The 25,169-nt window shown below is 64.9% G+C and carries 24 protein-coding genes; 9 read left to right on the top strand and 15 right to left on the bottom strand.

Annotation, left to right across the window (positions count from 1 at the left end; translation table 11 throughout):
• The first annotated feature begins 111 nt into the window (after positions 1 to 111).
• Complete coding sequence (locus ACZYZF_RS27915) at positions 112 to 1,380, top strand: MFS transporter (RefSeq protein ID WP_463747305.1); 1,269 nt, start codon at positions 112 to 114, stop codon at positions 1,378 to 1,380.
• Here the strand turns inward: ACZYZF_RS27915 and ACZYZF_RS27910 are convergent.
• A complete protein-coding gene (locus ACZYZF_RS27910) occupies positions 1,365 to 2,585 on the bottom strand; it encodes a low temperature requirement protein A (RefSeq protein WP_463747306.1) in 1,221 nt (406 codons plus the stop codon). The two genes, ACZYZF_RS27915 and ACZYZF_RS27910, sit on opposite strands and share 16 nt — an antisense overlap.
• Positions 2,586 to 2,787: 202 nt before the next feature.
• Here ACZYZF_RS27910 and ACZYZF_RS27905 point away from each other — a divergent pair, with 202 nt between their 5' ends.
• Positions 2,788 to 3,375: an AfsR/SARP family transcriptional regulator gene (locus tag ACZYZF_RS27905; protein ID WP_463747307.1), complete on the top strand. Its 588-nt coding sequence runs from the start codon at positions 2,788 to 2,790 to the stop codon at positions 3,373 to 3,375.
• Between the two features lie 136 nt (positions 3,376 to 3,511).
• On the opposite strand, the gene ACZYZF_RS27900 is transcribed toward ACZYZF_RS27905, so the two are convergent.
• From ACZYZF_RS27900 to ACZYZF_RS27880, 5 genes are all read right to left on the bottom strand, one after another.
• Entirely contained in the window at positions 3,512 to 4,186 is a 675-nt protein-coding gene (locus ACZYZF_RS27900) for a twin-arginine translocation pathway signal (protein ID WP_463747308.1), read from the bottom strand.
• Positions 4,183 to 5,061 carry a hypothetical protein gene (locus tag ACZYZF_RS27895; RefSeq protein ID WP_463747309.1) on the bottom strand — a complete coding sequence of 293 codons (879 nt, stop codon included), beginning with the start codon at positions 5,059 to 5,061 and terminating at the stop codon, positions 4,183 to 4,185. Before ACZYZF_RS27895 ends, ACZYZF_RS27900 begins: the two co-directional genes overlap by 4 nt.
• A gap of 143 nt (positions 5,062 to 5,204) precedes the next feature.
• Positions 5,205 to 6,722: a FadD3 family acyl-CoA ligase gene (locus ACZYZF_RS27890; RefSeq protein ID WP_463747310.1), complete on the bottom strand. Its 1,518-nt coding sequence runs from the start codon at positions 6,720 to 6,722 to the stop codon at positions 5,205 to 5,207.
• A gap of 39 nt (positions 6,723 to 6,761) precedes the next feature.
• Positions 6,762 to 7,952, bottom strand: a complete 1,191-nt coding sequence (locus ACZYZF_RS27885) for an amidohydrolase family protein (protein WP_463747311.1) — start codon at positions 7,950 to 7,952, stop codon at positions 6,762 to 6,764.
• Between the two features lie 79 nt (positions 7,953 to 8,031).
• Positions 8,032 to 9,573 carry an AMP-binding protein gene (locus ACZYZF_RS27880; RefSeq protein WP_463837411.1) on the bottom strand — a complete coding sequence of 514 codons (1,542 nt, stop codon included), beginning with the start codon at positions 9,571 to 9,573 and terminating at the stop codon, positions 8,032 to 8,034.
• A 58-nt stretch (positions 9,574 to 9,631) separates the two neighbouring features.
• On the opposite strand from ACZYZF_RS27880, the gene ACZYZF_RS27875 reads away from it, so the two are divergent.
• Positions 9,632 to 10,348, top strand: coding sequence for an enoyl-CoA hydratase/isomerase family protein (locus ACZYZF_RS27875; RefSeq protein ID WP_463837409.1), 717 nt, complete (start codon positions 9,632 to 9,634; stop codon positions 10,346 to 10,348).
• Positions 10,349 to 10,467: 119 nt separating this feature from the next.
• On the opposite strand, the gene ACZYZF_RS27870 is transcribed toward ACZYZF_RS27875, so the two are convergent.
• Positions 10,468 to 10,995: a VOC family protein gene (locus tag ACZYZF_RS27870; RefSeq protein WP_463747314.1), complete on the bottom strand. Its 528-nt coding sequence runs from the start codon at positions 10,993 to 10,995 to the stop codon at positions 10,468 to 10,470.
• A gap of 99 nt (positions 10,996 to 11,094) precedes the next feature.
• On the opposite strand from ACZYZF_RS27870, the gene ACZYZF_RS27865 reads away from it, so the two are divergent.
• Complete coding sequence (locus ACZYZF_RS27865; protein WP_463837407.1) at positions 11,095 to 11,532, top strand: Zn-ribbon domain-containing OB-fold protein; 438 nt, start codon at positions 11,095 to 11,097, stop codon at positions 11,530 to 11,532.
• Positions 11,529 to 12,674 (top strand): thiolase family protein, encoded by a 1,146-nt coding sequence (locus ACZYZF_RS27860; RefSeq protein WP_463747501.1) that lies wholly within the window; start codon positions 11,529 to 11,531, stop codon positions 12,672 to 12,674. The genes ACZYZF_RS27865 and ACZYZF_RS27860 overlap by 4 nt, the downstream gene beginning before the upstream one ends.
• Before the next feature lie 75 nt (positions 12,675 to 12,749).
• On the opposite strand, the gene ACZYZF_RS27855 is transcribed toward ACZYZF_RS27860, so the two are convergent.
• Complete coding sequence (locus ACZYZF_RS27855) at positions 12,750 to 13,355, bottom strand: TetR/AcrR family transcriptional regulator (protein WP_463747316.1); 606 nt, start codon at positions 13,353 to 13,355, stop codon at positions 12,750 to 12,752.
• Positions 13,356 to 13,546: 191 nt separating this feature from the next.
• Here ACZYZF_RS27855 and ACZYZF_RS27850 point away from each other — a divergent pair, with 191 nt between their 5' ends.
• The 3 genes from ACZYZF_RS27850 to ACZYZF_RS27840 all read left to right on the top strand — a co-directional run bounded on the left by ACZYZF_RS27850 (position 13,547) and on the right by ACZYZF_RS27840 (position 15,921).
• Positions 13,547 to 14,830, top strand: coding sequence for a cytochrome P450 (locus tag ACZYZF_RS27850; protein WP_463747317.1), 1,284 nt, complete (start codon positions 13,547 to 13,549; stop codon positions 14,828 to 14,830).
• 167 nt (positions 14,831 to 14,997) lie between these two features.
• On the top strand, positions 14,998 to 15,471 hold the full coding sequence (locus ACZYZF_RS27845) for a hypothetical protein (RefSeq protein ID WP_463747318.1): 474 nt from the start codon (positions 14,998 to 15,000) through the stop codon (positions 15,469 to 15,471).
• 15 nt (positions 15,472 to 15,486) lie between these two features.
• The gene (locus tag ACZYZF_RS27840) at positions 15,487 to 15,921 is read left to right on the top strand and encodes a hypothetical protein (RefSeq protein WP_463747502.1); all 435 of its coding nucleotides are present in this window, start codon (positions 15,487 to 15,489) and stop codon (positions 15,919 to 15,921) included.
• A gap of 74 nt (positions 15,922 to 15,995) precedes the next feature.
• Here the strand turns inward: ACZYZF_RS27840 and ACZYZF_RS27835 are convergent, their stop codons facing one another.
• The gene (locus tag ACZYZF_RS27835) at positions 15,996 to 16,352 is read right to left on the bottom strand and encodes a hypothetical protein (RefSeq protein ID WP_208301462.1); all 357 of its coding nucleotides are present in this window, start codon (positions 16,350 to 16,352) and stop codon (positions 15,996 to 15,998) included.
• Positions 16,353 to 16,582: 230 nt separating this feature from the next.
• Here ACZYZF_RS27835 and ACZYZF_RS27830 point away from each other — a divergent pair, with 230 nt between their 5' ends.
• Entirely contained in the window at positions 16,583 to 17,092 is a 510-nt protein-coding gene (locus tag ACZYZF_RS27830) for an Rv2253/PknI dimerization domain-containing protein (RefSeq protein ID WP_463747319.1), read from the top strand.
• A gap of 95 nt (positions 17,093 to 17,187) precedes the next feature.
• On the opposite strand, the gene ACZYZF_RS27825 is transcribed toward ACZYZF_RS27830, so the two are convergent.
• From ACZYZF_RS27825 to ACZYZF_RS27800, 6 genes are read right to left on the bottom strand one after another with little or no spacing between them, the layout of a single operon-like run.
• Positions 17,188 to 18,930 (bottom strand): MCE family protein, encoded by a 1,743-nt coding sequence (locus tag ACZYZF_RS27825; protein WP_463747320.1) that lies wholly within the window; start codon positions 18,928 to 18,930, stop codon positions 17,188 to 17,190.
• Positions 18,930 to 20,315 (bottom strand): MCE family protein, encoded by a 1,386-nt coding sequence (locus tag ACZYZF_RS27820; protein ID WP_463747321.1) that lies wholly within the window; start codon positions 20,313 to 20,315, stop codon positions 18,930 to 18,932. Before ACZYZF_RS27820 ends, ACZYZF_RS27825 begins: the two co-directional genes overlap by 1 nt.
• Positions 20,312 to 21,787, bottom strand: coding sequence for an MCE family protein (locus tag ACZYZF_RS27815; RefSeq protein WP_463747322.1), 1,476 nt, complete (start codon positions 21,785 to 21,787; stop codon positions 20,312 to 20,314). The genes ACZYZF_RS27820 and ACZYZF_RS27815 overlap by 4 nt, the downstream gene beginning before the upstream one ends.
• The gene (locus ACZYZF_RS27810) at positions 21,787 to 22,869 is read right to left on the bottom strand and encodes an MCE family protein (protein ID WP_463747323.1); all 1,083 of its coding nucleotides are present in this window, start codon (positions 22,867 to 22,869) and stop codon (positions 21,787 to 21,789) included. Before ACZYZF_RS27810 ends, ACZYZF_RS27815 begins: the two co-directional genes overlap by 1 nt.
• The gene (locus tag ACZYZF_RS27805; protein WP_463747324.1) at positions 22,869 to 23,894 is read right to left on the bottom strand and encodes an MCE family protein; all 1,026 of its coding nucleotides are present in this window, start codon (positions 23,892 to 23,894) and stop codon (positions 22,869 to 22,871) included. The genes ACZYZF_RS27810 and ACZYZF_RS27805 overlap by 1 nt, the downstream gene beginning before the upstream one ends.
• Positions 23,891 to 25,168, bottom strand: coding sequence for an MCE family protein (locus ACZYZF_RS27800; RefSeq protein ID WP_463747325.1), 1,278 nt, complete (start codon positions 25,166 to 25,168; stop codon positions 23,891 to 23,893). The genes ACZYZF_RS27805 and ACZYZF_RS27800 overlap by 4 nt, the downstream gene beginning before the upstream one ends.
• Position 25,169: the final 1 nt, after the last annotated feature.

Raw genomic sequence — 25,169 nt, 5'->3', positions numbered from 1 at the left:
GCCCGGAGGCGAAATTCACATCCGCCACAGAGAACTCTGGTCGCTTCGCCGCCTACGGTGAGAGAGCATGTACCTCTGCCCCACGAATCACATTTGACGAAAGGTGCCCGCGTGCGTCCCTGGATCGTTTGGGCCACCGGACTACTCGCGTACATCATCGCCGTTCTCGACCGCACCACCCTCGGCGTCTCGGGGCTGCAGGCCGCCGATAGATTTGCCGCAAGCCCCGGTGTGCTGTCCACGTTCGTCGTGTTGCAAGTGATCGTCTACGCCGCGGCCCAGGTTCCCGCCGGACTGCTGTTGGACCGCTTCGGTTCCCGCCTGCTCATCGTCTGCGGTGCGGCGCTGATGACAGCCGGGCAATTGGTGCTCGCGCTCAGCGAGTCACTACCCGCGGCCATCGGCGCACGCGCCATCGTCGGTCTTGGCGACGCACTGACCTTCATCTCGGTTCTCCGCCTGGTGCCCTATTGGTTCGAGCCGGCTCGGGTCCCCTTGGTGGCTCAGTTGACGGGCATCTGCGGTCAGCTCGGCCAGGTGCTGTCCGCGGTCCCTTTCCTGGCGATCCTCACCGGAAAGGGTTGGACGCCCGCCTATCTGTCGGTCGCTGCATTCGGGCTTGTGGTAATCGTGTTGGCGCTGGCCCTGATCCGCAACACGCCACACGGGTCGGCGATGACGTCCGAGCCGATCTCACTGCACACCACCCTGTCTCGCATCAGGACCGTCTGGCTGCGACCCGGTACCAGGCTCGGGTTCTTCACGCACATGGGCACCCAGTTCTCGGTGACGGTGTTCGCGTTGATGTGGGGAGTGCCCTATCTCACCGTCGCGCAGGGACTTTCGGAGACGGCCGCGGGCACGCTGCTGACCGTCTCGGTGGTGGCCGCGATCTCGGCTGGGATCATGATCGGCATATTCACCGGGCGCCATCCACACCGCCGGTCACGCCTGGTGCTCTGGATCATCGCCAGCAATGCATTGGTGTGGACCGTGGTGCTGGCCTTGCCCGGTCCGGCGCCGGTGTGGTTGTTGGTGGCACTCATCGTCGTCATCTCGGTGGGCGGTCCCGGATCGATGGTCGGCTTCGACTTCGCCCGCACCTTCAATCCGAGCCACACCCTCGGTACCGCGCAGGGCATGGTGAACATGGGCGGTTTCCTGGCCGCACTGCTGGTGATGCAGGCCATGGGTCTGATCCTGTCCGGAACGGACAGCTACTCGTTCGCGTCCTTCCGCGTGGCCTGGTCAGTGCAGTATGCGGTGTGGATCTTGGCCACCATCGGAATCCTGATCACCCGCCACAAGACGCGCCGCCTGCTCGCGGCCGAGCAGGAACGAATGCTGTTGGAGAGCTTCGAGACTCACCCGGGTCGGTGAATGTCCAGACGCCGGTCGACGATCGCCGCCGCATGCCGGTGGCCGACGGCCTCGAACCCGACGACGACCACCACCGGAGCCGCGGTGACCACCAACAGACACAGCGCCATCGACATCCCGTGTGCGGCCAGCGCCACTGCGGCGGCGAGCGCGGCCCCTGCCAGCGCCAGCAACAGTGCGTGGAGCAGATCGACCTCTCCCACCAGACATGAGTAGATGACGAACATCGAGAGCAGGTAGATGCCCACCGGAATCGCCACCGCCAGCACGGTGCCGACGGAATCCAGCTTCGACTGATCCTCGATGTAGTAGGCCGCCACGTGCAGTCCCGCTCCGGTGGCCACGATCGCACCGAACACCGCCAGGTGCAGGTAGCCGTACCAGAACGACAGCTGACGCCTGGCGTGCAGCAACTCACCGGCCGGAATCAGGAAATACACCCACCACATACCGAAGGTCAGGCCGGTTCCGGCCGCTACCAGCAGGATGGCATCGGTGGACCAGCCGTGCTCCCCCACTGCCGCCGTCAAAGACGCCACGGTGCCGACCACGCCTTCGCCCAGCGCGATGATCGCGAGCAACCCGTATCGCTCGGCCACGTGGTGGGCATGCCACGGCGTGCCTCCCATGCGCCGCTCGGCCAGCAGCGGTCCGCTGATCTCCACTATCACCAACCCCAGGGCGGTGACGAAGAAGACCGGGACCGAGACCTGAACGAAGATCTGGACTATCCAGCCGATCTGGGCGACAACGACCGCACACGCGTACGTCAGGCAGGCGGACCGATGTTGCGGATCTTGCGCGGCAGCCCGTAACCACTGCCCCACCAATGCAATTCGCATCACCACGTAGCCGGCCACCAGCACCGAGTTGTCGACGTGCCCACCGTGGTCGACGGAGGCGAACATCGCCGGTATGCCGAGCGAGAGGATGATGACGCCGACCATCTGCAGCATCGTCATCACCCGGTAGACCCAGTCGTCGGTGTCGTAGGCGGAGGCGAACCAGGTGAAGTTCATCCATGCCCACCAGATCGCGAACGCAGCGAAGGCGAAGGCGACGAGCCCGGCCGACATATGGCCCTCGGCCATCAGATGCGCGAACTGCGCGGCAGCCACCCCGAAGGCGATCACGAACGTCAGGTCGAACAGCAATTCCAACGGACTCGCCACCCGGTGCTGCTCGTGCGGGTCGCGTCCGGACATCCGGCTCAGGCGGTGTGCTTGAACCGGACGGGGCGTGATCTCGTTCAACCTGGTATGTCCCCTTTGTCGCCTCGTTTCCCGCAATTCCATCTCATTGGGACGCCGGACCGTGGATTGCCGACGGCGTGGTGGCAGAAACTCACCGAAATACGAGTAGTGCACTACTGATGTCAGGGCTCCGGCCGCCCTCGAGGATGCGTATATGTACAAGCAATTCAGGCTGAATCTCCTGGGCGAGTTCGCCGTGTACCGAGACATGGAACCGCTGGTGTTGCCACCCTCGTGTCGCCGGTTGGTGGCACTTGCCGCCGTGAAGCGTCGCGAGCTGCACCGCAGCTGGGTCTGCGACCTGCTGTGGCCGGGTAGCCCTGCGGACAAGGCGGTGTCCTCGCTGCGTTCTGCGCTGTGGCGATTGCGACCGGTGGGCGCCGACGCGTTGCTCGTGGTGCAGCACCAGTACGTCAGCCTGGCGCCCGACGTGACGGTCGACTGGCATGAGGCGGTCGCCTTGCACGAGGCGATGGCCGTGATCGAAGGACGACCGGCACCTGCGGGTACCCATCCGAACCTGCACCGGCTGGTGCGCAGCGGTGACCTGCTCGAAGGCTGGACCGATTCCTGGTGCGTCGCCGAGCGTGACCGCTACCGCGCCATCCAGCAGGCCGTCCTGGACACCCCCGACAGTGTCGTGCCGAGGCAGGTGACGCACTACGCGGTCCCGGGCTCTGCGCTCCGTCCCACATCTCGCGGGGGTCGCCACCACAGCGACAATGCGGGGTGTCGGCCGTGAGTACGTTACTGCTCGGCCTCGTAGTGGTCAGCGCAGCGGCGACCGCGTTTGCGGTACACCAGCTGCAGACGTGGCTCGAGCGGTGGGCGTACGAGCGGCACGCTCAGGACTGACGCGGTTCGGTTGAAGGTCTCAGCTACACCGGGTCGAATGACGAGATCAACCAGTTGCCGTCGATCTTGCTCATCCCCACTTTGACCGCGCTGGCGGTGAAGCTCCCGTTGGGGTTCTCGGCACTCGTCGTGGCCTGGTTGACGAACACCAGCGCCACCGCTGAATCGGGATGGATCTCCGAAACAGCCGAGCGCACCACTGCCGCGCTGGTCTTGACCGATTTCTGCTTGGCGGCCGGGGCGACGATCTCCTGGGTGAACTGGGTGTAGTACGACAGGAAATCGCCGGTCAGGTGCGACTTGGCTGCCGAGAAGTCCCGGTCGAGACTGTCCGGCGCATAGCTCAGCAGGGCCACGGTGCCATCGCTCGCAGCCTTGAGCACCGTCGCCGACGCCGCCTGACCGGTCTCCTGGTCGTCGCGGTACTGCGCAAAGTACAGCCATCCGGCCAGCGCAGCCGACGCGATCAGCGCCACGGCCAGTGCCAGCGGGAACCACAGCTTCATCAAGTTCCGGCGCCACCCTGTTGCGGGCTCGTCGGCCGCGGTGGCGGTGACGTCCTCGGCCAGATCGGCCTCGGTGGCGTCCTGATCGCCGGCTTCGTCGGCGCTGTCGATCTCGACTGCCGTCTCGGTGCCTTCGATCTCGACTGCCGTCTCGGTCTCTTCGTTCTCGGTCTTCTTGATATCCACGGTCACGGCACGAACTCGACTTTCGACAGCTTGATCTGGTCGCCTTCACGGACCAAGTCGACGGCCACCCGCCACGGCCGCGGTTGCTTGTTGGCGCCTGTGGTGTTGGTGACCTGGGTATTGACGGCGACCAGAACGACGGCGTTGTCATCGCTCATGGTGTCCACGGCAGCGGCGGTCACTTTCGCCTCCGTCACCACCTTCGCGTCCTGGGCCAGCTTGACGAAGTCTTTCGACTGCCCTTCGAAATCCTCCCGGAACTCGCCCGTCGAGTTGTCGAGAATGTTCTTGACGGCGTCCTGAGCGTGGTTGAAATCCAGCGACATGAGCGTCACGACGGTCTGGCGGGCAGCGGCGGTGTATTCGGCCGCCAACTGCTGACGATGCTCGGCCTGCCGGTGGTGCCAGATCATCAGCCCGCTCAGGGTGAGCAGCCCGGCGATGAGGATGATCGTCAGACAGCTCGCCAGTACCTTCCAGAACAGGCGCGATACCTGCACCCGCGGTAGCCGGCGGGACGACGTGGCCCCGACTTCTCCCGCTGTCTCCGGCTCGGAGCCGTCGAGCGGCTCGGCCTCGACGGCCCCCGCCTCTGCATCGGCGCCGGTGGTGTCGGTGACCTCGTGGGTATCGGAGTCTTCGGTGTCGGAGTCTTTGGTATCGGCGGGGTCGTCGGCCGCGGTCGTGGTGGCGGCGTCCTTGTCAGCGGCCGCCTGGTTCCGCAGCCGAATGGCGCGGGCCCGGGCCCGGGCGGCAGCCGCGGCGGCCTCGGCCTCTGCGGCCTCGGCTTCGGCCAGCTCGGCCGATTCCAATGCGTCGCCTGGCGACGCGTCATCTTCGCTAGTATCGAGTACCGGCGACGAAGGCTTGCGGGACGGCATGCCGACCTCCTGTCCGTTCAGCAGCCTGCTTAACGAGAATTACGTTATCAGTTTGCGGTAGTGACCCGAGAGTACATCATCGACAGCAGGCGCTTAAACCGCCATTTACCTGCGGAAATGATGTTTACGTGCTGTGCGTTCACTTAGCCCGGACTGGCAGTCATCCGCGCCTCAAGCTGGTTCTTCATCACCTTGCCGGTGGCATTGAGCGGCAGTTCGTCGAGGAACTCGACATACCGGGGCACTTTGTAGCCAGCCATACGCTCGCGGCTCCAGGCAATGAGATCCTCGGCAACAACAGCCGAGACCCCGGGCTCGTCCCGCAGCACCACGAACGCCTTGCCGACCTGTCCCATCCGCTCATCGGCGACACCGATGACGGCAACCTGCGCTATCGCCGGATGCTCCAGCAGGAATCCCTCGATCTCGGCCGGGTAGGCATTGAAGCCGCCGACGATGAACATGTCCTTCTTGCGTCCGACGATCCGTAGCCGGCCGGATTCGGTGAACTCGCCGAGATCTCCGGTGTGCAGCCAACCGTCGGGGTCGATCGCCTCCGCGGTGGCCGCCGGATCGTCCAGATAGCCCTGCATCACGTTGTAGCCGCGCACCAGCACCTCGGCGTCGTCGGCAATGCGCACCTCGACGTCCTCGCACGGAAGTCCGGCCGTGGTGGCCACCTCCTCGGCCGAGTCACCGGGCCGTGACAACGTGACGTTGCCTGCCTCGGTAAGGCCGTAACCGGTCATCAGCGTCTGGAACGGCAACTCCTCGCGGATGCGTCGCACCAACTCCACCGGGATGTCGGCAGCACCGGTAACCCCCGCGCGCAGCGTCGCCAGCCGGTCACGCTCGGCGACGGCCAGCAGCGAGTGATACAGCGTCGGCGGGCCCGGCAGCATCGTGATGCGTTCACGCTCAATGAGTTCCACGACATTGTCGACGTCGAACACTGCGACCGGCAGCATGGTCGCACCGCGCAGGAACGACGCCACCAACCCTGCCTTCAACCCGAAGGTGTGGAAGTACGGGTTGATCATCAGATAGCGATCACCCTCGCGCAGATCCGCCAGCGTGGCCCACTCCTCGTAAGCCTGCAGCGTCTGGCGATGGTTCATCATCGCGCCCTTGGGCCTGCCGGTGGTGCCCGAGGTGAAGATGACGTCGGCGATGTCGGTGGGCTCCAACTCGTCTACGCGGCCCTGACTCAACGGGCTCCCACTACTCAGGAAGTCCGACTTCAGATCGATGGTGGGGACATCGAGAGCCGTCTCGGAAAACGTGAAATCCTGCCCGAGGAAACCGTTTTGGATCATCACCGCCTTGGCGCCGCTGCGCGCCACCACATCGGCGGCCTCTTCGGCCTTGAAGCGGGTGTTGACCGGGACCAGGATGCCACCGGCGGCCATGATCCCGAACGCCGCGATGATCCACTCGGCCGAATTGGGGGCCCAGACCGCGACCCGGTCCCCCTTGACGACGCCGAACTCGGCGAACGCACCCGAGGCTTTCCGGATGCGCTCGCCGAGTTCGGTGAAAGACAGGCGCAGCGGACCGTCGACACCAGCCGAATTGTCGCCATAGTCGACCCCGGCTGAATTGTCGCCATAGTCGACGACCGCCTCCGTGTCGCCGAAACGGTCCGCTGCACTCAGGACCATCCCGGGGATGGTCTGCTGCTGTTCGATGCGTCCGGCCCCTTAGGTCGTGACGAGGCGACCGAGGTTCCCACCCATGATCTTGGCCTGGTCCTCGACAGCGAGGTGCTCAAGCGCGGTCACGTAGTGGGTCGGCTCGGCCAGGCCCTCGGGGTGCGGCCAGTCGGAACCGTAGAGCACCTGGTCCACGCCGATCAGGTTGATCAGCTCGTCGATGCCCTCTTCGTAGAAGGGGCTGACGTAGATGCGGTTCTTGATCTCCTCGATCGGGTTGCCCAGGAAGGCCTCCGGGGCCTTCTTGTAGACCTCGGCCATGGAGTCCAGCAGCGGGAACATCCACTTCGAGCCGGCCTCGACAATGCCGACCTTCAGCGTCGGGAAACGGAACAGCGCGCCGTGAATCACCCACGAGGCCACGGCATCCTGGATCGGGCGCCACTCGTTGAGGATCGACATCGCGTTGGTCTGGAACGGCAGCATCTCCTGCGCCGCGCCGTCCCACTCCGAGGTGTAGCGCGAGTAGCCGCTGTCGCTGGAGTGCATGCCGACGAAGACGTCGTACTCGACGCACTTCTGCCAGAACGGATCGAACTCCGGCAATGCGAACGAGCGCGGACCGCGGAAGCCGGGCACCGGGGCCGGCCGGACCAGGATGGCCCGCGCACCGCGCTTGACCGCCCACTCCAGTTCCTCGATGGCCTTGTCGACGAGGGGCAAGGTGATCACCGGGGTGGTGAAGATGCGGTTCTTGTAATTGAAGCCCCAGACCTCGTCCAGCCACTGGTTCAGCGAGTGGATGATGACGTGGATGGCGACCGGGTCGTCGCGGAGCCGCTCCTCGATCAGGCTGGCCAGCGTCGGGAACATCAGGCTGCGGTCGAGGCCCAGCTCATCCATCAACTCGAGGCGCGGAGCCGGCTCGAAGAAGGCCGGGATGGACTTCATCGGCTCGCCGAAAAGCTCGCGCTTGCTCTTGCCGTCCGGGTTGCCGAACTTGAAGTACTCCTCCCAGGCGCCGGGCTTGGCGACATGCGAGAACGTGGGGTTCGGAATGTAGTTACTGATCTGGCCCTTGATGGCGATCTTGGTGCGCCCGTTGATCTCGACGTACTGGACGATGTCCTTGTACTCCTTGGGGAGGTACGTCGTCAGCGCCTCGGGCGGCTCGTAGAGGTGGTTGTCCGCGTCGAACAGCGGAAACGGAATGTCGACCCTGTGCGACAGTTGTCCCATGGAAAACTCCTTTGCAATTCGAGAGAATCATATTCTCACTTGTTAGCCGCCGCAATGCCCCGCCCGCCCGAAGGGCTGCTCAACGGGTGATTTCAGCAATCTGCTGACGGATGACGAACTTCTGGACCTTGCCGCTGGCCGTGCGGGGAAAATCTTCGGCCTGATGTAGCTCTTCCGGCCACTTCTGCCGGGCCACCCCGCTGGACTCGAAATGCGCCCGGACCTGATCGAGGGTGGGCATCGTGCCGCCGTCGCGCACCCGGAGGGCCGCGGCCACCCGCTCACCCAACCGCGTGTCCGGAGCCGCCACCACGATCGCCTCGATCACATCCGGCAGCCCGAGGAGCACCTCCTCCACCTCGAGTGCGCTGATGTTCTCGCCGCCGCGGATGATGAGGTCGGTGGTGCGGTCGGTGATGGTCAGATACCCATCGTCGTCCAGCACGCCGATGTCACCGGTGCGATACCAGCCGTCGTCGTCGAAATGCTTTGCGGTGAGGGCGTCGTCGGTATAGCCGAGGCACAGATCCGGTCCACGGCTGAAGATCTCGCCGTCCGGCCCGAGCCGGATCTCCACACCGGGACGCACATTGCCGTCGGTGTACAGGCGCTTCGCCTCCGGCGCCCCTGCACCCGATCCGGTGATCGACGGATGTTCGGTGCTGCCGTAGGAACGGAAGACGAAGAGGCCCAGATCGGCAAGCCGCCGGGTGACAGCCGCGGGCACCGTCGAGCCGCCCAGGCCGACGGTGGTGAACCGCGCCAGATGGCGCTCGTTGAACTGCGGATGGTCCATCAGGCTGGTGACGAAGTAGGGCGGCCCGCCACCGATGGACAGTTCGTCGCGTTCGATCAACTCCAGGACCTTGCCGGGATCCCAGACATCGCACAGGTCGATCGGTGCGCCCTCCAGCACGGGGATCAGGAAGGCGCCGACCATGCCGATGAAGTGCCCGACGGGCGTGGCCGTGAGTTGACGGCCACGGTTGGGCGGGTAGTTCTCCAGCAGTTGGCGGGTCTCGAAGCCCAGCGTCTGATGACTGTGGATGACGCCTTTGGGGTCGCGGGTGGTTCCGGACGTGAAGGCGATCAGGGCAGGCGCAGCCGGATCGGCGGTCAGGGTGCCCCGCATCGGCTCGTCGGCAAGCAGATCGGTATATGAATCTTGCCCGACCAGGCCGACGATCGGGACGTCGGCACACAGATCCGGCTCGAACTTCATCCGGCCGAATTGCTCGGTGGTGATGAACACCTTCGGCTTGGCCGTGGCCATGATGTGGCCGAGTTCCTTGCGCCCGTAGAAGTGCACGATCGGCACCGTCACCGCGCCGAGGAAGGCCGAGGCCCAGAACGCGACCGCGGCCTCCATCCAGTTGGGCAACTGCAATGCCACGACGTCACCGGGCCCGACGCCGCGCTCTCGAAGCCCGGCAGCGAGGCGCCGGGCGATCTGCTCGACCTCGCCGAAGGTGCCCTGGTACGGGCGTATCGCGGAATGGACATGGAACGCGGCCCCCGGGCTGGCGGCCAGCCCGTCTGCCAGCATCTGGCCCAGGGTTTCCGGTCGCCACCAGCCTTCTTCGACGTACCGTTTGGTCAGCTCAACAGGGATGTCGCGCACAACGGTGATGTTATTCTCATCAAACGAGAATGCCAATCCCGGAACTGGAGAACGTTTGATGGTCGACCTCGAAATCGACGGCGAACTGGCGATCATCACGATCGACCGGCCACAGGCACGCAATGCCATCTCGCTTGACACCATGGATGCGCTCAACAAGGCGTTGGACGGTGCAGCCGGCGCGTCCGCCCTGGCGATCACCGGCGGCGGTGACCGTGCCTTCGTCTCGGGGGGCGACCTAAAGGAACTGGCCGCCCTGCGCACCGAGCTCGAGGCTTCCGAGATGGCCTGGCGGATGCGCACGATCTGCGACCGCATCGCCGGTTTCGACGGACCGGTCATCGCGGCAATGAACGGACATGCCCTGGGCGGCGGGGCCGAGGTGGCGGTGGCAGCAGACATCCGAATCGCCGCGGACGACATCAAGATCGGCTTCAACCAGGTGGCCCTGGCGATCATGCCGGCCTGGGGTGGGGCCGAGCGGCTGGCCACGCTCGTCGGCCGCAGCCGGGCACTGCTGCTGGCCGGAACCGGTCGCATCCTCGGCGCCCGTGAGGCCGAGCAGCTCGGCCTGATCGACCAGGTGGTTCCCCGCGCCGAGTTCGCCGAGACCTGGCGCTCGACGGCGCAGTTGCTGGCCAGGCGTCAGGCCGGTGAGGTCAAGCGGGTCATCAACGGGGTGCCGACCACCGAGGCCGTGTCCGCCTTCGCCCGGCTCTGGTGCTCAGACGAGCACTGGGCCGCCGCGGACAAGGTGATGAACAAAGGCAAGTAGCCCCGCCGCAGCGCCGCAGCGCCGCCCCGCCAGTCGCCGAAACGGCATTCCGTCAGGAAGAATTCGAGTACCAGCCTGCTGGAATGCTGTTTCGGCGGCGGGGAGATCGCCCGGCCGAGTCAGCCACCCAACTCCCGGATCGGATCACTGCCGTCCCAGCCGGCAGCCTGTTCACGCACATGGCCGGCCATACCCGCGGAGGCCTCGGTCAACTCCATGATCTCGACGATCGTGGCACCCGTCGGCGGCTCGAAGTAGGCGAATCGAACGCCCTCACCTTCCCCGCCGGACCACACCTGCGGCCAGCCGGCTTCGCGTAGTTTGTCCATGGCCGCATCGAAATCGTCTGTCCAATAAGCAAGTTGGTGAAATCCCCCGCCTGCGCCGGCGCCGGCGAGGAACTCGGTGAAGATGCTCGGCGTGTGATCGAGTTGTTGGATCAGCTCGACCTGCAGGTCACCGCTGTTCGACAACGCCAGAGATAGTTTCACCTCGCAGGGCGCGCCCCGGTACGTCACGCGCTGCGGCAGGTTGCGGATGACGAACCACGGGCCCACACCCATCTTCAGCCAACCCGATATCGCGTCGTCCAGGTCGGTGACCACGTACCCGATCTGGCGGACCTCCCCCGGTAGAACCTCGCTCACGCCGCCTCCATTCAGTTGCCCGTCTGAACTGCCCACGAGAGCCTATCGACAGTCGGTTCTCACTAGACGAGAATTGCATTTCCAGTTATCGTCAGCGACGTGTCAACACAGATTGCTCTGGCGCCCGAGATCTCAACGTGGCCCGACGCCGAACCCCAGCTGATCGGCAGTCGCTGCACCGACTGCACGGCCACCACATTCCCGGCCCAGGCCCGCTGCCCCAAATGCTCCGGCGGCAACACCGAAGAGACGCGCCTACCCCGGCGCGGCACCGTCATCGCCTGGACCACCCAGGGCTTCCCACCCGGCGCCCCCTACAAAGGACCCACCGGAAAAGACTTCGTCCCCTTCGGCGTCGGCCTGATCGAACTCACCGACGACACCGGACCCGTCCTGCGCGTCGAAGGCCGCCTCACCGAAAACGACCCGGCCAAATTGCAATTCGGCATGGACGTCGAACTCACCATGATCCCGTTCACCACCGATGAAGACGGCAACGAGATCGTCACCTTCGCCTTCGCACCCGTAGGAGCCTGATGAACGACGTAGCCATCATCGGCGTCGGCCTGCACCCGTTCGGCCGCTTCGACAAGACCGCGATGCAGATGGGTGCCGAGGCAATCCAATTCGCGCTCGAAGATGCGGGCCTGGAATGGAAGGACATCCAGTTCGGGTTCGGCGGCAGCTATGAGGTGTCCAATCCGGATGCGGTCACCCGCCTGGTCGGACTGACCGGCATCACGTTCACCAACGTGTTCAACGCCTGCGCCACCGCCGCCAGCGCCATTCAGCAGACCGCCGACACCATCCGGTTGGGCAAGTACGACATCGGGATCGCGATCGGCCTGGACAAGCACCCGCGTGGCGCGTTCACCGACGACCCGGCCAAACTCGCTCTGCCGCAGTGGTATGCCGAGAACGGCCAGTTCGTCACCACCAAGTTCTTCGGGATGAAGGCCAACCATTACATCCACAAGCACAACATCTCCGAGGAGACGCTGGCGCGGGTGGCCAACAAGAACTTCCGCAACGGTGAACTGAACCCGAATGCGTTCCGGCGCAAGGAGATCTCGGTCGAGGAGATCATGGCCTCACCGGTGCTGAACTATCCGCTGCGGCAGTACATGTTCTGCGCACCGGACGAGGGCGCCGCGGCAGTGATCATGTGCCGTGCCGACATCGCGCACAAATTCACCGACAAACCGGTGTACGTGCGGGCCAGCGAGATCCGCACGCGCACCTTCGGCGCCTACGAGGTGCACGGCACCTCCGCTCCGCTCGACGAGGATCCCTCGCCGACGGTGTACGCGGCCAAGGCCGCCTACGAAGCCGCAGGCATCGGCCCGGAAGACGTCGACATCGCTCAACTGCAGGACACCGACGCCGGCGCCGAGGTGATCCACATGGCCGAAACGGGACTGTGCGCCGACGGCGACCAGGAGAAGCTGCTCCTCGAAGGCGCGACGGAGATCAACGGCACGATGCCGGTCAACACCGACGGCGGCCTGATCGCCAACGGCGAGCCGATCGGCGCCTCGGGCCTGCGCCAGATGCACGAGCTCGTGCGTCAGTTGCGCGGCGAGGCCGGCGATCGTCAGGTGCCGGGCAATCCACGGGTCGGCCTGGCCCAGGTCTACGGCGCGCCGGGCACCGCCTCGGCCACCATCTTGTCGCTCTAGATCCCTGTGCGAGCAGACGCAAACTGGCCCATTTCCAGAGGAATCAGGGCAAGTTTGCGTCTGCTCGCGGGGATGTCAGGCCGGCAGTTCCAGCGGCTGCGGCTCACCTTCCAGGCGTCGCAGCCAGTCCTCACAGAACTGCAGTACCTCGGTGTGCCCCGACGTCATGCCCAGGGCCTGCTCCATGACCATCACGCGCGACACGCTGGCCGCGATGAATGTCCACACGATCGGCGGCACCTCGGAGGCGTCGACGCCGTACCGGCGCAACGCCCCCTCTATCGCCTTCGTCTCGGCGTCGCGGAACATCTCGGCGTAACGGCCGATCTCGGCCCGCAACACCTTGCGGTGGTTGGCCAACCCGGTCATCTCCATCGTCAGGCGCGTAGCGCTGGGATCGATGGAGAACCGCCACAACGCCCACAGCGGCTGCGGCGATTTCAGGGCCTCGGCCTGCGCGACCAATCCTTCTTCGGCACGCCGCACGAACACCGCCAGAAACAGGTCGTCCATGGTGCGGAAGTAGTAGTGCACCAACTGGGGCTTGAGACCGGCCCGCTCGGCCACCCGGCGGGACGTGACCGCGACGTACCCTTCCTCGATCATCAGCTGCTCGGCAGCATCGAGCAGCACGATCCGGTTCTTCGCGTCCGGCGCCCCGATCCTTCGCGCCGATGCCATACCCGACCCTCCTTACGGCTTGCCCCCGACAATGTCTGGCTGATCGTAACTTTCCCCCAGCCTCGTGACCTTGACCACGACTCTACCGACATGCTAAGCAGGTGCTCAGCAATTTTCGAAAATTCTTCGCGCGGTGCAGCCCGTCGCGAAACCACCGCAGCGCATATCGATTTCGGGAGGCAGCGCACACCATGACCGAGACCAATTACGACACTGTCGACTACTTCACCGACCCGTCGCTGGTACCTGACCCGCACCCGTACTTCGATCACCTGCGCAGCAAGTGTCCGGTGGTGAAGGAGCCGAATTACGGCGTCATGGCCATCACCGGGTTCGAGGAAGCCACCACGGTCCTCAAGGACACCGATCTCTTCTCCTCGTGCATCGCGGTGGCCGGCCCGTTCCCGCCGCTGCCTTTCACGCCCGAGGGTGACGACATCACCGAGCAGATTGCCGCGCACCGAGCGCAGATGCCGATGTTCGAGCACATGGTCACCATGGACCCACCCGACCACACCAACGCCCGTTCCCTGCTCAACCGGCTGCTCACCCCGCGGCGGTTGAAGGAGAACGAGGACTTCATGTGGCGACTGGCCGACCAGTGCCTCGACGACTTCATCGCCGACGGCAAGTGTGAGTTCCTCAGCGCCTACGCGAAGCCTTTCTCACTCCTGGTCATCGCCGACATGCTGGGGGTGCCCGAAGAGGACCACGAGGAATTCCGCACGGTGCTGGGCGCCCCCCGGCCCGGGGCTCAGGTCGGCTCCCTCGATGGCGACCTCGTCGCCAGCAATCCGTTGGAATGGCTGGACGAGAAGTTCAGCAGTTACCTCGAAGACCGTCGAAAAGAACCGCGCGACGACGTGCTGACGGCACTCGCGACGGCGAACTACCCGGACGGCTCCGTACCGCCCATCATCGAGGTCGTTCGGTCCGCGACATTCCTGTTCGCAGCCGGCCAGGAGACCACCACCAAACTGCTGTCGGCCTCATTGCGCGTGCTCGGCGACCGCCCGGACATCCAGCAGGCCCTGCGCGACGACCGTAGCCGTATCCCGACCTTCGTCGAGGAAGCCCTGCGGATGGACGCCCCGGTCAAGAGCCAGTTCCGGCTGGCCAAGAAGGACACCAAGCTCGGCGACATCGAGGTGCCCGCCGGTACCACCCTGATGGTGTGCCCGGGCGCGGTGAACCGCGACCCGGTCCGGTTCGAGGACCCGCACACCTTCAGTCTGGATCGCAAGAACGTGCGTGAGCACATCGCATTCGGCCGAGGCGTCCACAGCTGCCCGGGTGGCCCGCTGGCCCGCGTCGAGGGCCGGGTGTCGCTGGAGCGCATCCTGGATCGGATGGCCGATATCGGTATCGACGAGGAGTTCCACGGTCCCGCCGACGATCGTCGCTACAGCTACGAGCCGACGTTCATCCTGCGCGGCCTGACCGAGCTGAACATCACGTTCAAGCCGGTGCGCTGACCCCGGACCCGGACTGCCGATCCGCGAATCTCGTCTCCGTCGTATTTGTTATTCTCCGAATGAGAGAATGACAATCTCACTGGCGAAGACGAGATTCCGGTTTCGGCACGGTGAAGCCTGATCTCGTTCTATAGTCAGCCGACCAGTGCCGATCCGTGGAGGTGCGTGTGAAGTCCAGTTTGATCCGCATGGCGTTGAGCGCCGCGCTGGGATTGGGGACTGCAGTCGCATTGGCACCGCCGTCACAGGCCATGTATTTCGGCAACTACAACCTGAACATGCCGGACCGCAGGGACTTCCACACCTGGATCTGGGCGGCCGTCAATCCGTGCAGAAGCCCGGGTACCGACATCCAGCTCAAGGACTGCATCATCGTCGTGACCATCCCCCAGCCGGTGGCCAAGGCAGTCTCCAGCAATGTCCAAGCGCACTTGGTGGACGGTCGGTTCTCGATGACGATCGACGATCCCTTCGGCCTGCGGTGCGGAGACATCTACTACGGGCCGACGATTCCCACCCATGACGTGTACTCGTGGGATGCCAACACGCTCGCGGGCGAGATGGTTTCCTCGTTCGATGCCGGTTGCGACGGCGCTCCCGGCGGCGCCTTCACCTACCCGTTCACCCTGACGAGGATGTGATCGATGCGCCACCTGATGAGCCGAGCCCTGACCGTCACGACGGCCACCGTGCTGACGGTCGGCACAATCGCCACGGCCGCACCGGCATTCGCCGACGATCCAGAACCGCCCGGTCCACCGCTGCATCACGTGCAATACACCGTGACCTCCGACGCCCCGTACTGGGCCCACATCTACTACCGCGACACCGACCCCGTTCAGTTCTCGGATTACAGCCACAATCCGTACGAGTTCAGCCCGAGAGCCGACGTGGACATCGCACCGGACCGGCCGTGGGTCTTCGATGCCATGCTCGCCGACCCGGACCTGTGGGCGATGGTCCTGGTGCAGAGCGGTGAGTCACCCAACCTTCCGACCCCTGGGTTCAACTGCAAACTGACCGTCGACGGCGTGGTGGTCAAGACGAACAGTGGCCCCAAGGGCGCGGTGTGTTCGATCCGGAACTGGTAGATCCCAACTCACGACCGAAATGCCTGGGGGCGACGCGAATCGCGTCGCCCCCAGGCATTTCTCAAGCGTTGAGCTCAGGCGTCGCCACGAAGCCAGCGTGTCTCACCGTTCATCGGCACGCAGCTCAAGAACAGCCCGTCCGGGGCCTGGGCCACCGAGTTCTGTTCGTTGATGCACAGGCTGTTCTCGTCCCTGATGCCGACCATCGGCGGCGACCGGAACCACCTCGGCTCATAGCGCCGCGGCGAGCCGCAGAACACCAGCCGGCCCCACCCGTTGCGCGCGTCCACCCCGAACACGTAGTAGGCGGTGTTGTCGCACGGAGCGCCGAGCACGGCGTTCGGGTTGATGCCCGGTGTGCAAAACGCGTCATTACATGTCTGCGGACCCGCATTCGCCTGCGGAGCAGCCAGCATCCCGGCGACAATCATTGAAGCGGTCACCATCACCGTCACACGCACGTTGCTACTTTCGCATAGCTGGAAATCAAACTCTCGGTTTTGGAGAATATTACTACGAATGGCCCGCCGCAGTTCTCGTGCGCCGTGGGGCGGTGGTTCGGAGGCCACCACAATCCATCGTGAACCAGCCCTTGATAGTGATATTCTCCGGAATTGAGAAGATGGCTACCGCCTCGTCAGGTCGGCCAGAAGGAGCGTTCATGTCAGTCTCCCGGGTAAGCGCTGTTGCGGCGGCCGTTGCCGCCGCCGCGGCCGTCAGCCTGAGCGGCGCCGCCCCTGCGGTCGCCGGCGAACAGTGGGGTATCAACGGCACCTACGCCACGTCGTCCAACGGCGAATGGGCCAAGATCAACGACCGCTACGAGAACCAGCCCTCGACACGCGGCAACTGGACAATCTCGACCCAGTGCATCTCTCCCACCGAATGCAACGGGACGGTGAACAGCGACGCGGGCTGGACCGCCCCGGTCTACACGACCAACGGACTGTGGTACGTCAAGCGGGTCGTACCCAATTGGCGTTTCTGCGCCGACGGCACACCGGTTGAGGGCATGCAGATAATCAAGTTCTATCCGGTGGGTTTCGACGGCCACGTTGACGTGACCGCAACCGAATACGCCGGCGAGGACGTGACCACCGGCCCCAGCGGATCCTGCGGACGCAATCAGTGGCCCTCCGTCCGGATGCCGTTCTATATGAGGCCCGCATAGCTGCTGTCGGCTTCAGCTGGAATCGAAAAACGGAGTCAGACAAAAGAACTGGCCACGGGCTGTTGCCCGTGGCCAGTTCTTTTATGCACGGCCGGCTATGTCGGCATCAGGTCCTGCCACGACTTGGCCGAGGACACCAGGTCCGTCTGCTTGTACAAATTGCCGTCGCTGCCCATGTACTCCCCGGTGCGCGGGTTGTACTTCGCAATCGCCACCGACGGCCCATGGCCGGCCCCACCGTTGAATGCGCTCGGCGCCACGCCGGGTTGTGCGGGCATGGGAAGCTCAGGCGCGTCGGGCAATACCCCTTGACCGTGCGGGACGGACGGAACCTCGGTGGCCCGCGGCTGGTCGTTCGCGGGCACCGGAACCGCGGCCGGATCCCCCGGCGGCGGTGGCGGCACGCCGGGCACCGGCGGCTCCAGGTACATCGGTTGCCCCGGCAGCAGGGGGCCCGGACCCGTCCCGGCGAAGCTCGGCGCCGGCTGGGGCTCAGGTGCCGCACCCGGTGGCGGAGCGGTCACCCCGGGCGGCAACGGGGTGCCTCCGAGCGGCCCGAAGATCTTCTCGTCCGGCAGCACCCGGGTGTCCGGGGGCACTCCCTGCGCGATCAGGTTGGGGTCGAGCGGGTACGGCCCGAGAGCATGCTGGCGCTGTGCCAGCGGCTGGAATCCCCTTGGGTCGTTGCACAATTCGACCGTCGGTGCCCGCTTGCCGGGGTGGCCCATGCACGGATAGTTCCGTGCACCACGCACGCCGATCGGGGAATCCTGCGGCAACTTGCAGTAGATGTTGTCCGGGGTGTCGATCACGGTGGTGTCGGCCGGGGAGCGCCAGGCCGAAGGCGGCAGGAAACCCACCGTGCAGGTCGGCGGATCACCCAGTCCGAGGGAGAAGTCGGCCATTGGAAGGCCGCTCGTATTGTTTGTCGGCGCGTAGGTCTGCAGCTGAGCGACGTACGGCGGCAACAACACCAGCAACTGCTCGATCGACGGGTTATAGGTAACCGCGATCTGGCCGAATGTGGTCAGATTCGCCAGCAAGACCGGCAACGTCGGCTTGATCTGCTCGAGCAGCTTGGTGGTCTCCTGCGCGAAACCCGGACCGTTGCGTAGCAACGATCGAACCTCGGGATCCTTCTCTGCAACCTTCCCGGTGATACCGGCCATGCTGGCGGCCCAGGTCCGGATCGAATCGGTCGTTTGGGCCTGCGCATCGAGGAAGGGCTTGGAGTCGTCGATCAGTGCCCGGGTCTGGTCGGAGATCGCGTTGGAATCCCTGGTGATCGTCGATGCCGAGTCCAGCAGCGAGCCGAAGTCGTAGCCGGTGCCGTTGAACGCGTTATAGGACTCGTCCAACAGCTGGCTCAGCTTGTCCTTCGGGATGGTATCCACCAGGGCACTGAGCTGGTCGAGCATGGGACCGACCGCCTGCGGAACCTTGGTGTTCGATACCGCGATCACCGAGCCGTTGTCCAGGTAAGGCCCGGAGTTGGTGCGCGGCAACAACTCGACGTACTGCTCACCCACCGCCGACATGCTCCGGACCTCAGCAGCCAGGTCGGCAGGCACTTTCGGAGAGCGGTCCAGAGACAGAGTCGCCTCGGCACCCTTGTCGGTCAATTCCACCGAGGTGACCTTGCCGATCTGGGACCCGCGGTAGGTGACGTTGCCGAACTGGTACAGGCCCCCCGTCGCCGGCAGTTCCATCTTCACCGTGATGCGACCGATACCGAGCAGCGTAGGCAGCTGCATATAGGCGAACAGCATGACGGCCACACCGACGACAGAGGCGACGGTGAAGAGAATCAGCTGAGTCCGGATGAAGCGCGTGAGCATTACCCACCACCTTCTGTCGCCGCTGGAGTAGGTGGTGCCGGTGGTGCCGGCTGTTCAGCTGGAGCCGAACCGCCTTGCTGCGCATAGGGTCCCGCGAACACCGAGGTAGACGGACTCGGCGCTGCAGCCGGCTGCGGCATGCCACCAGGCATGGTCATCGGTGCCGGAGGCACCACCGGGAGCACCGGGCCGGAATAAGTCGGCGCCGGGAGATCCGGTGGGGGCGGGGCGTCCGGCACGGCCGGCTCCTCCCCTGGCAACACATCCGGCGGCGGTGGGGCGACTCCGGTCTTGAGCGGGTCGTAGGTGTAGTTCAGATACCCGGGTTCACCCGGCACCGGAACGTTTTGGACGTCTCCGTCTTCCCAGCGGGTCCCACGCAGCAGGCTGCGTTTGAGGTGCGGGATCGTCATGTCGAAGTACGCGAACAGGTTGTAGTAATCGCCACGGATGACCCGGTCCATGAAGCTGTCGGTAAACGGGAAGTGCGGGGCGTATGAGAGCACCGCATCGAGGTCCGGCCCGACATTGGCCAAGGCCTTGAGCGCAGGCTCCAGATTCTTCAGGTTCCTGACGAGATCAGCCTGCGACTCGTTGACGAACTGGTTGGCGGTGTTGCTGAAAGTCCCCAGCTTCTGCAGCGCCGTGGTGAATCTCGGCCGCTCCTTGATCAACACGTCGAGGGCCGGCGGAATCTTCTCCAGTGCACGGGTGATCACATCGCGTTGCCCGGCGAAGGTCGATGCCAACTGGTTGAGCCCTTGGATGGACGTCACGATGTTGTCGCGCTGGGCATCCAACGCGCCGACGAAGGTATCCAGTCGGGTGAGCAGGTCGCGGAAATCGGTTTCCCGACCGTTGATCGCGGCACTGAAGTTGTGGATGACATCGCCCATCTGCCCCAGGCCGCCGCCGTTCACCACCGCCGCCAGCGAGGACAGCGTCTGCTCGGTCGTCGGATACGTCGACGAGTTGTTCAGCTGAATCGTCGCTCCTGCTGGGAGTTTCCCATCTGGCGCCTGCCCGGCCGGCGGGTTGATGGCCAGATGCATCGAACCCAGAAGGCTGGTCTGCCCGATGCTGGCCACCACGTTGGCCGGCACCACCACACCCGGCTTCACCGAGAACTCGACGTCGGCGTGCCAGTCCTTCACGGACAGGCTGCGCACGCTACCGACGACGACGTCGTTCATCATCACCGGTGAGTTCGGTTCCAGCGTGGCCACATTCGCGATCTCGACGTGGTAGACGCTGGAGTCCGTACCCCGGCCCACCGCGCCTGGCAGCGGCAGCGAGTTGACACCTTGAAAGGCGCACCCGCTGGTGGTCAACGCGACGCAGGATCCGACGGCGATCGCCAGTCGTACCGGCTTTCCCCTGGTCATGCTGGTGGCGTCCCTTCTGCTGGTGACGGTGCCGCAGGCGCCGGGGCTTCGGCGGCCAGCGGACCGGGCGCAGGACCTGGCGCAGGTCCCGGCGGCGGACCCGCTTGTCCCCCAGCTGGATTGAGCATGTCCGACACCGTGTTCGGCATGTTGGGTGGGTAGTAGTCGCCTCCGGGAAGCATCTGCTGGGCCCCTGGCGGCGGCACCCCGGGCTCCCGGCCGGTGAACGGCGGGGGCGGCTCGGGACCCGGGTTGTACGCCGAGATCGCTGGTGGCGTCTCGGGCGCAGAGGGCGCCCCACCACTGCCGCCAGGTGCCAGGCCCGGCTCGGAGTACACGATGTTCTCGGGTTTGGCCGATGGCATCAGGTAGGGGTCGATCGGGAACGGAAGGTAGTTGAAGTTGACCAGCCGCAGCGCCGGGCCGAGATACTGCGAGCACAGTTTCGCGGTCTCCGGTGCGGTGGTGTTCTCGACAGCGCCGATCGCGCCGCAGACGAACTCCACCGGGTTGGAGAAGTTGTTCATCACGAACTGACCGACGGCGCTGCCCGTGTCCGGGTTGTAGATGTTGTAGCCGTTCATGAATGCGTTGGGCGCGACGTGCAGGAGATTCTCGATGTGCATCTTGTTGTCGACGAGATTCTGGGTGACGTTGGCCAGCCGCTGCACCTGCTCAGAGGTCTGATCACGAGATCCCGCGACGAACCGCTGCACGTCGACGACCGCCACCGAAAGGTTCGTCAGCGCCGCGTCGAGGTCGGACCGGCTGCCGTCGACGACGCTGGTCAAGGTGGCCAACCGGTTCTGGAACGACACCACCTGTTCGTTGCTGTCCCGCAGCGCGGTCATGAATGTCTGCAGGTTCTTGATGATGTCGACGATGTTGCCGCTGCCCTCGGCGAGGATGCGGGCGACGCCGGACAACTGCGAAATGGTCTGCCGCAGTTTGTCGCCGTTGCCTGCCATCGCGTCGGCCGTGCTGTTGATGAACCGCGACACCGACGTCCCGTCGACACCGCTCTGTGGTCCCAGGTCGGTGGAGAGCCGCATCAGCTGCTCCTTGACCTCATCCCACTCCACCGGAACGGCGGTGCGGTCCAGGCCGATCACCGCGTCGTCGGGCAGCGTGGGGCCACTCGACCGGTAGGCAGGCGCGAGCTGCACATAGCGTGCGGCGACCAGGTTCTGGGCCACGATCACCGCTTTGGCGTCCGCGGGGACCGGCACGTCGTGGTCGACCTTGAGCGTCACCCGGGTCTGGGTGCCCTCAGGCTTGATGGACTCGATCGTGCCGACCTTGACGCCGGAGACCCGGACATCGTCACCCGGGTAGACGCCGGTGGCCGAGGTGAACATGGCGGAGATGGTCTTCTGCCCGAAGAGCTTCTGGCGCAACAGCACTGCTCCGCCCACCACCAGTAGCGCCACCAGCGCCACCGCCAGCCACTTACCGAGACGACTGCGGTTCATCAGCGTGAACCTCCGGGAATTCCGTTGTAGGGCAGCGGCAATTCGGCCCGCGGGCCGGCATTGTCCGGCGGCTGGCCGGCGTTGGTCCCGCGCCGGAATCCGAACGCGTAGTCGAAGAACGGCTGCAGCAACTGAGCGGGCTGCAGGTTGGGAACGTAGGCGTTGTAGTAGGCGCCGTTCGCCAGGGTCTCGGCCTGGGACAACTGGAACTTGTTCATGTTCGGGAGGGCCTTGCTGATGTTGTCGCGGTTGCGTTCCAGCATCGCGGTCACCGAGTTGAGTCGCTTGAGTGTCGGCGCCAACACGGCTTCGTTGTCGGCGACGAGACCACTGAGTTGCTGCGAGACAGCAGCTGTGTTTGCGAGCAGATCGACGAGCGCCTGGCGCCGGTCGTTCAGCACACCGAGCAGATCATTGGCGTTGAGAATCAACGTGTTCAGCTGATCGCTGCGCTGGGACAGCACGACTGTGACGTCGCTGGCGCTCTTGAGCAGGCTGGCCAGACTCTCGTTGCGCCCGTTGATCGATTTGGACAGCCGGCTCAGACCGTCGAACGTCGGCCCCAGCTTGGGTGCGACCTGGTCGATCGTGGCCGAAAGGGTATCCAGAGACTGGTTCAGCGATGTCGTGTCGGTACCCGCCGAGTTGGTGGTCAGGTCACTGACCGCTTCGGTCAGCGAGTACGGCGACGACGTGCGCGACGTCGGGATCACGTCGGTGGTGCGCAGCGTGCCGCTGCCATCGGACTCCAGCGTCAGCACGCGCTCGCCCAGCAGTGAACCGGTGCGGATGTGCGCGGTGGTCAGCGATCCCAGGGGGTACTTGCCCTCGGTGGTGAAGGTGACCAATGCGTCGCCGTTCTCCAACGACACGTCGGTGACCGCACCGATCTTGATCCCTGACAGCGTGACGTCGTTGCCCGCGGCGATGCCGCCGGCCTCGCTGAACAGCGCCTGGTGACGGACCGAGGAGGCCCACTGCTGCAGCCGCTCGGGCTGTAGCCCGACGGCGATGATGAGCATCATCAGCACGACACCGATGAAGCCCGCCTTGATCAGATTTGATTCGCGGTACTTAAGCATCAGGGCTCCGCGCACCTCCCGCCTTGTTGTTTGATCATCGGGAAGTGCGCAGTGCGCCCCTGCAGATCGGTGACGCGGATGGAAAGTCCGCAGATGTAGTACATGATCCAGCTGCCGTAGGAACCCAGCCGAGCCAGCTTGCGGAAGTTGTCGGGGGCCTTCTGCAGGCCCCGGTCCAGGACGATCTGGTGGTCGTCGAGCAGCGGCGCCAGCCGGTTCATCTGATCGACGGTCCCCTTGAGCGGTGGGCGCGCCTCAGTGAGCAGGCTTGCGAGCGAAGCGGTTCCGTTGTCGAGTTGGGTTACCGCCGTGCCGAGCGGGTCACGATCCTGCGACAGGCCGCTGATCAACTGTTCGAGACGGTCGACGGTTCCGTCGAACTTCTTGCCGTCCTTGGCCAGCGTTCCGACGACCACGTTCAGGTTGTCGATCAGCTGCTGAATGACCTGGTCGTTGTTGGCCAGCGTATTCGAGAACGACGACGTCTTGCTCATCAGTGAATCGAGAGTGTCGCCCTGTCCTTGGAAGATCTGGATGAGCGACGACGTCAGCGCGTTGACGTCCTGGGGGTTGAGTCCCTGGATCACCGGACGCAGGCCGCCCAGCAACATATCGAGATCCAGCGCACTGGCGGTGCGGTCCTTGGGGATCTGTGATCCGGCGGGCAGCAACTTGGTCGAGCCGGGGCTGTCGATCAACTCCAGGTAGCGGTCGCCGACCAGGTTCAGGTAGCGGACCGCAACCTTGGTGCTGGCGGTGAGCGCGATATCGCGGTCGGTGTCGAAGTCAACCCGAACAGACTTGTCCGATTGCAGCGAAACGCCTTTCACGGTCCCCACCCGGACCCCGGCAATGCGCACCGAGTCCCCGGACTCAAGACGTGAGGCATCACCGAACACGGCCGAGTAACCCGAGTAGGAGCCGCCGCGGTATTCCGAGAACGTCATGAACAGGAAGGCCGTGAGGACGACCATCACGACGGCGAACGACGCGAACTTGATGAATGTGCTTCTGCCGCGCTTCATCCCGGCTGTCCGATCTGCATGGTGTTACGTGGCGGACCGTCCAGCGGGCCGAACAGGATCTGCTTGAGTCCGTCGGAGTTGAACAGGATGCCCTGGTTGCCGTACTTCCACGGGTTGGCGTTGGTATCGGTGACGAGGTACTTGGCCTTGTTGCCGAATCCGAGGTACGGCAGGCCCATGCATTGCGGCCCGCCCTTGGCAGCCACCTTCGGCAGGTTCTGCGGGTAGCGGTACCGCTCGATCCCGAGTGTAAATGCGACGTTCACCACGACGCCGGGGTCCGGCTGCGGCGGCTCCTTCAGCAGATAATTCATGCCCTTGAGGCCGCACTCCAGTCCGGGAGCGTACTCATTGAGCAGATCGGTGGTGGGTACCAACACGTTCAGCGTTTTGCTCAGGGCCTCACGGTTACCGCCGATGACGTCGTTGCCGGCGTCGGCCAGGCCGATGGAGCTGACGAGGAAGTTGTCGAGGTTCTGTTGCTCGGCCACGAGGCTGTCGCTGATCCGGTTGGTGTTGTCGACGGTCTTGAGCAGGTCGGGTGCGGCGTCACCGTAGGCCCGCGACACCGCGGCCATACTCTCGATGTCACCGGTCAGGTTGGGCAGGCTCGGCTCGATCTTCTTCAGCACCGCGTCGAAGTCGGACAGCGACTGCCCCATCGCCTCGCCGCGCCCGGAGAACGCCGACGACAACGCGCCGAGGGTCTCGTTCAGCTTGGCCGGGTCGATCTTGTTCAGGACATTGGTCAATTGCTGGAAAACCGTGTTCATCTCGACGGTGACATGGTCGCCCTGCAGGGTCTGGCCGGGGCGGAGCTTGTCCGATGACGGATTTTCCGGCGCGACGAGCTGGACGTACTTGGCGCCGAACACGGTCGTCGAGGCGATGTCTGCCTGAACGTTGCCGGGGATCAGGCGCAGCTGGGACGGGTTCATCGCCAGGTGCAGCACGGCCTTGCCGTCGGCACGCTGCTCGATCGAGCTGACGGTGCCGACCTGCACACCGCGCATCTTCACCTTGGCGTCGGGGTTCATCACCAGGCCCGCGCGATCAGAGATCAGGGTGATCGGCTCGGTCTTGGTGAAGCTGCCGCGGAACAGTGCGACCGCCAGGCCGAAGATCAGGCCTATAGCGACCACGGTCGCCAGACCGGCCAGTGGCCGCGCGGAACTGCGCGCACCGAAGCTGCGTCCGGGACGTGCTGCCACCGGCGCCGCGGTACTTGTGGTTTCGGACCGGTGGGCTGGACCCGGTCCCACATTTCGAGTCAAT

The sequence above is a fragment of the Mycobacterium sp. IDUB_24 genome (assembly GCF_055419385.1).
The sequence above is the reverse complement of the archived record's forward strand: the minus strand, read 5'-3'. Positions and strand labels throughout refer to the sequence as shown.

What these genes read in the sequence shown, in the direction of transcription:
- ACZYZF_RS27815 (WP_463747322.1), bottom strand. Translation starts at nt 21,787, where the DNA reads ATGAACCGCAGTCGTCTCGGTAAGTGGCTGGCGGTGGCGCTGGTGGCG.
- ACZYZF_RS27840 (WP_463747502.1), top strand. Translation starts at nt 15,487, where the DNA reads ATGAGCCGAGCCCTGACCGTCACGACGGCCACCGTGCTGACGGTCGGC.
- ACZYZF_RS27890 (WP_463747310.1), bottom strand. Translation starts at nt 6,722, where the DNA reads ATGGTCCTGAGTGCAGCGGACCGTTTCGGCGACACGGAGGCGGTCGTC.
- ACZYZF_RS27885 (WP_463747311.1), bottom strand. Translation starts at nt 7,952, where the DNA reads ATGGGACAACTGTCGCACAGGGTCGACATTCCGTTTCCGCTGTTCGAC.
- ACZYZF_RS27810 (WP_463747323.1), bottom strand. Translation starts at nt 22,869, where the DNA reads ATGCTTAAGTACCGCGAATCAAATCTGATCAAGGCGGGCTTCATCGGT.
- ACZYZF_RS27855 (WP_463747316.1), bottom strand. Translation starts at nt 13,355, where the DNA reads ATGGCATCGGCGCGAAGGATCGGGGCGCCGGACGCGAAGAACCGGATC.
- ACZYZF_RS27835 (WP_208301462.1), bottom strand. Translation starts at nt 16,352, where the DNA reads ATGATTGTCGCCGGGATGCTGGCTGCTCCGCAGGCGAATGCGGGTCCG.
- ACZYZF_RS27895 (WP_463747309.1), bottom strand. Translation starts at nt 5,061, where the DNA reads ATGCCGTCCCGCAAGCCTTCGTCGCCGGTACTCGATACTAGCGAAGAT.
- ACZYZF_RS27905 (WP_463747307.1), top strand. Translation starts at nt 2,788, where the DNA reads ATGTACAAGCAATTCAGGCTGAATCTCCTGGGCGAGTTCGCCGTGTAC.
- ACZYZF_RS27850 (WP_463747317.1), top strand. Translation starts at nt 13,547, where the DNA reads ATGACCGAGACCAATTACGACACTGTCGACTACTTCACCGACCCGTCG.
- ACZYZF_RS27805 (WP_463747324.1), bottom strand. Translation starts at nt 23,894, where the DNA reads ATGAAGCGCGGCAGAAGCACATTCATCAAGTTCGCGTCGTTCGCCGTC.
- ACZYZF_RS27825 (WP_463747320.1), bottom strand. Translation starts at nt 18,930, where the DNA reads ATGCTCACGCGCTTCATCCGGACTCAGCTGATTCTCTTCACCGTCGCC.
- ACZYZF_RS27820 (WP_463747321.1), bottom strand. Translation starts at nt 20,315, where the DNA reads ATGACCAGGGGAAAGCCGGTACGACTGGCGATCGCCGTCGGATCCTGC.
- ACZYZF_RS27830 (WP_463747319.1), top strand. Translation starts at nt 16,583, where the DNA reads ATGTCAGTCTCCCGGGTAAGCGCTGTTGCGGCGGCCGTTGCCGCCGCC.
- ACZYZF_RS27875 (WP_463837409.1), top strand. Translation starts at nt 9,632, where the DNA reads ATGGTCGACCTCGAAATCGACGGCGAACTGGCGATCATCACGATCGAC.
- ACZYZF_RS27910 (WP_463747306.1), bottom strand. Translation starts at nt 2,585, where the DNA reads ATGTCCGGACGCGACCCGCACGAGCAGCACCGGGTGGCGAGTCCGTTG.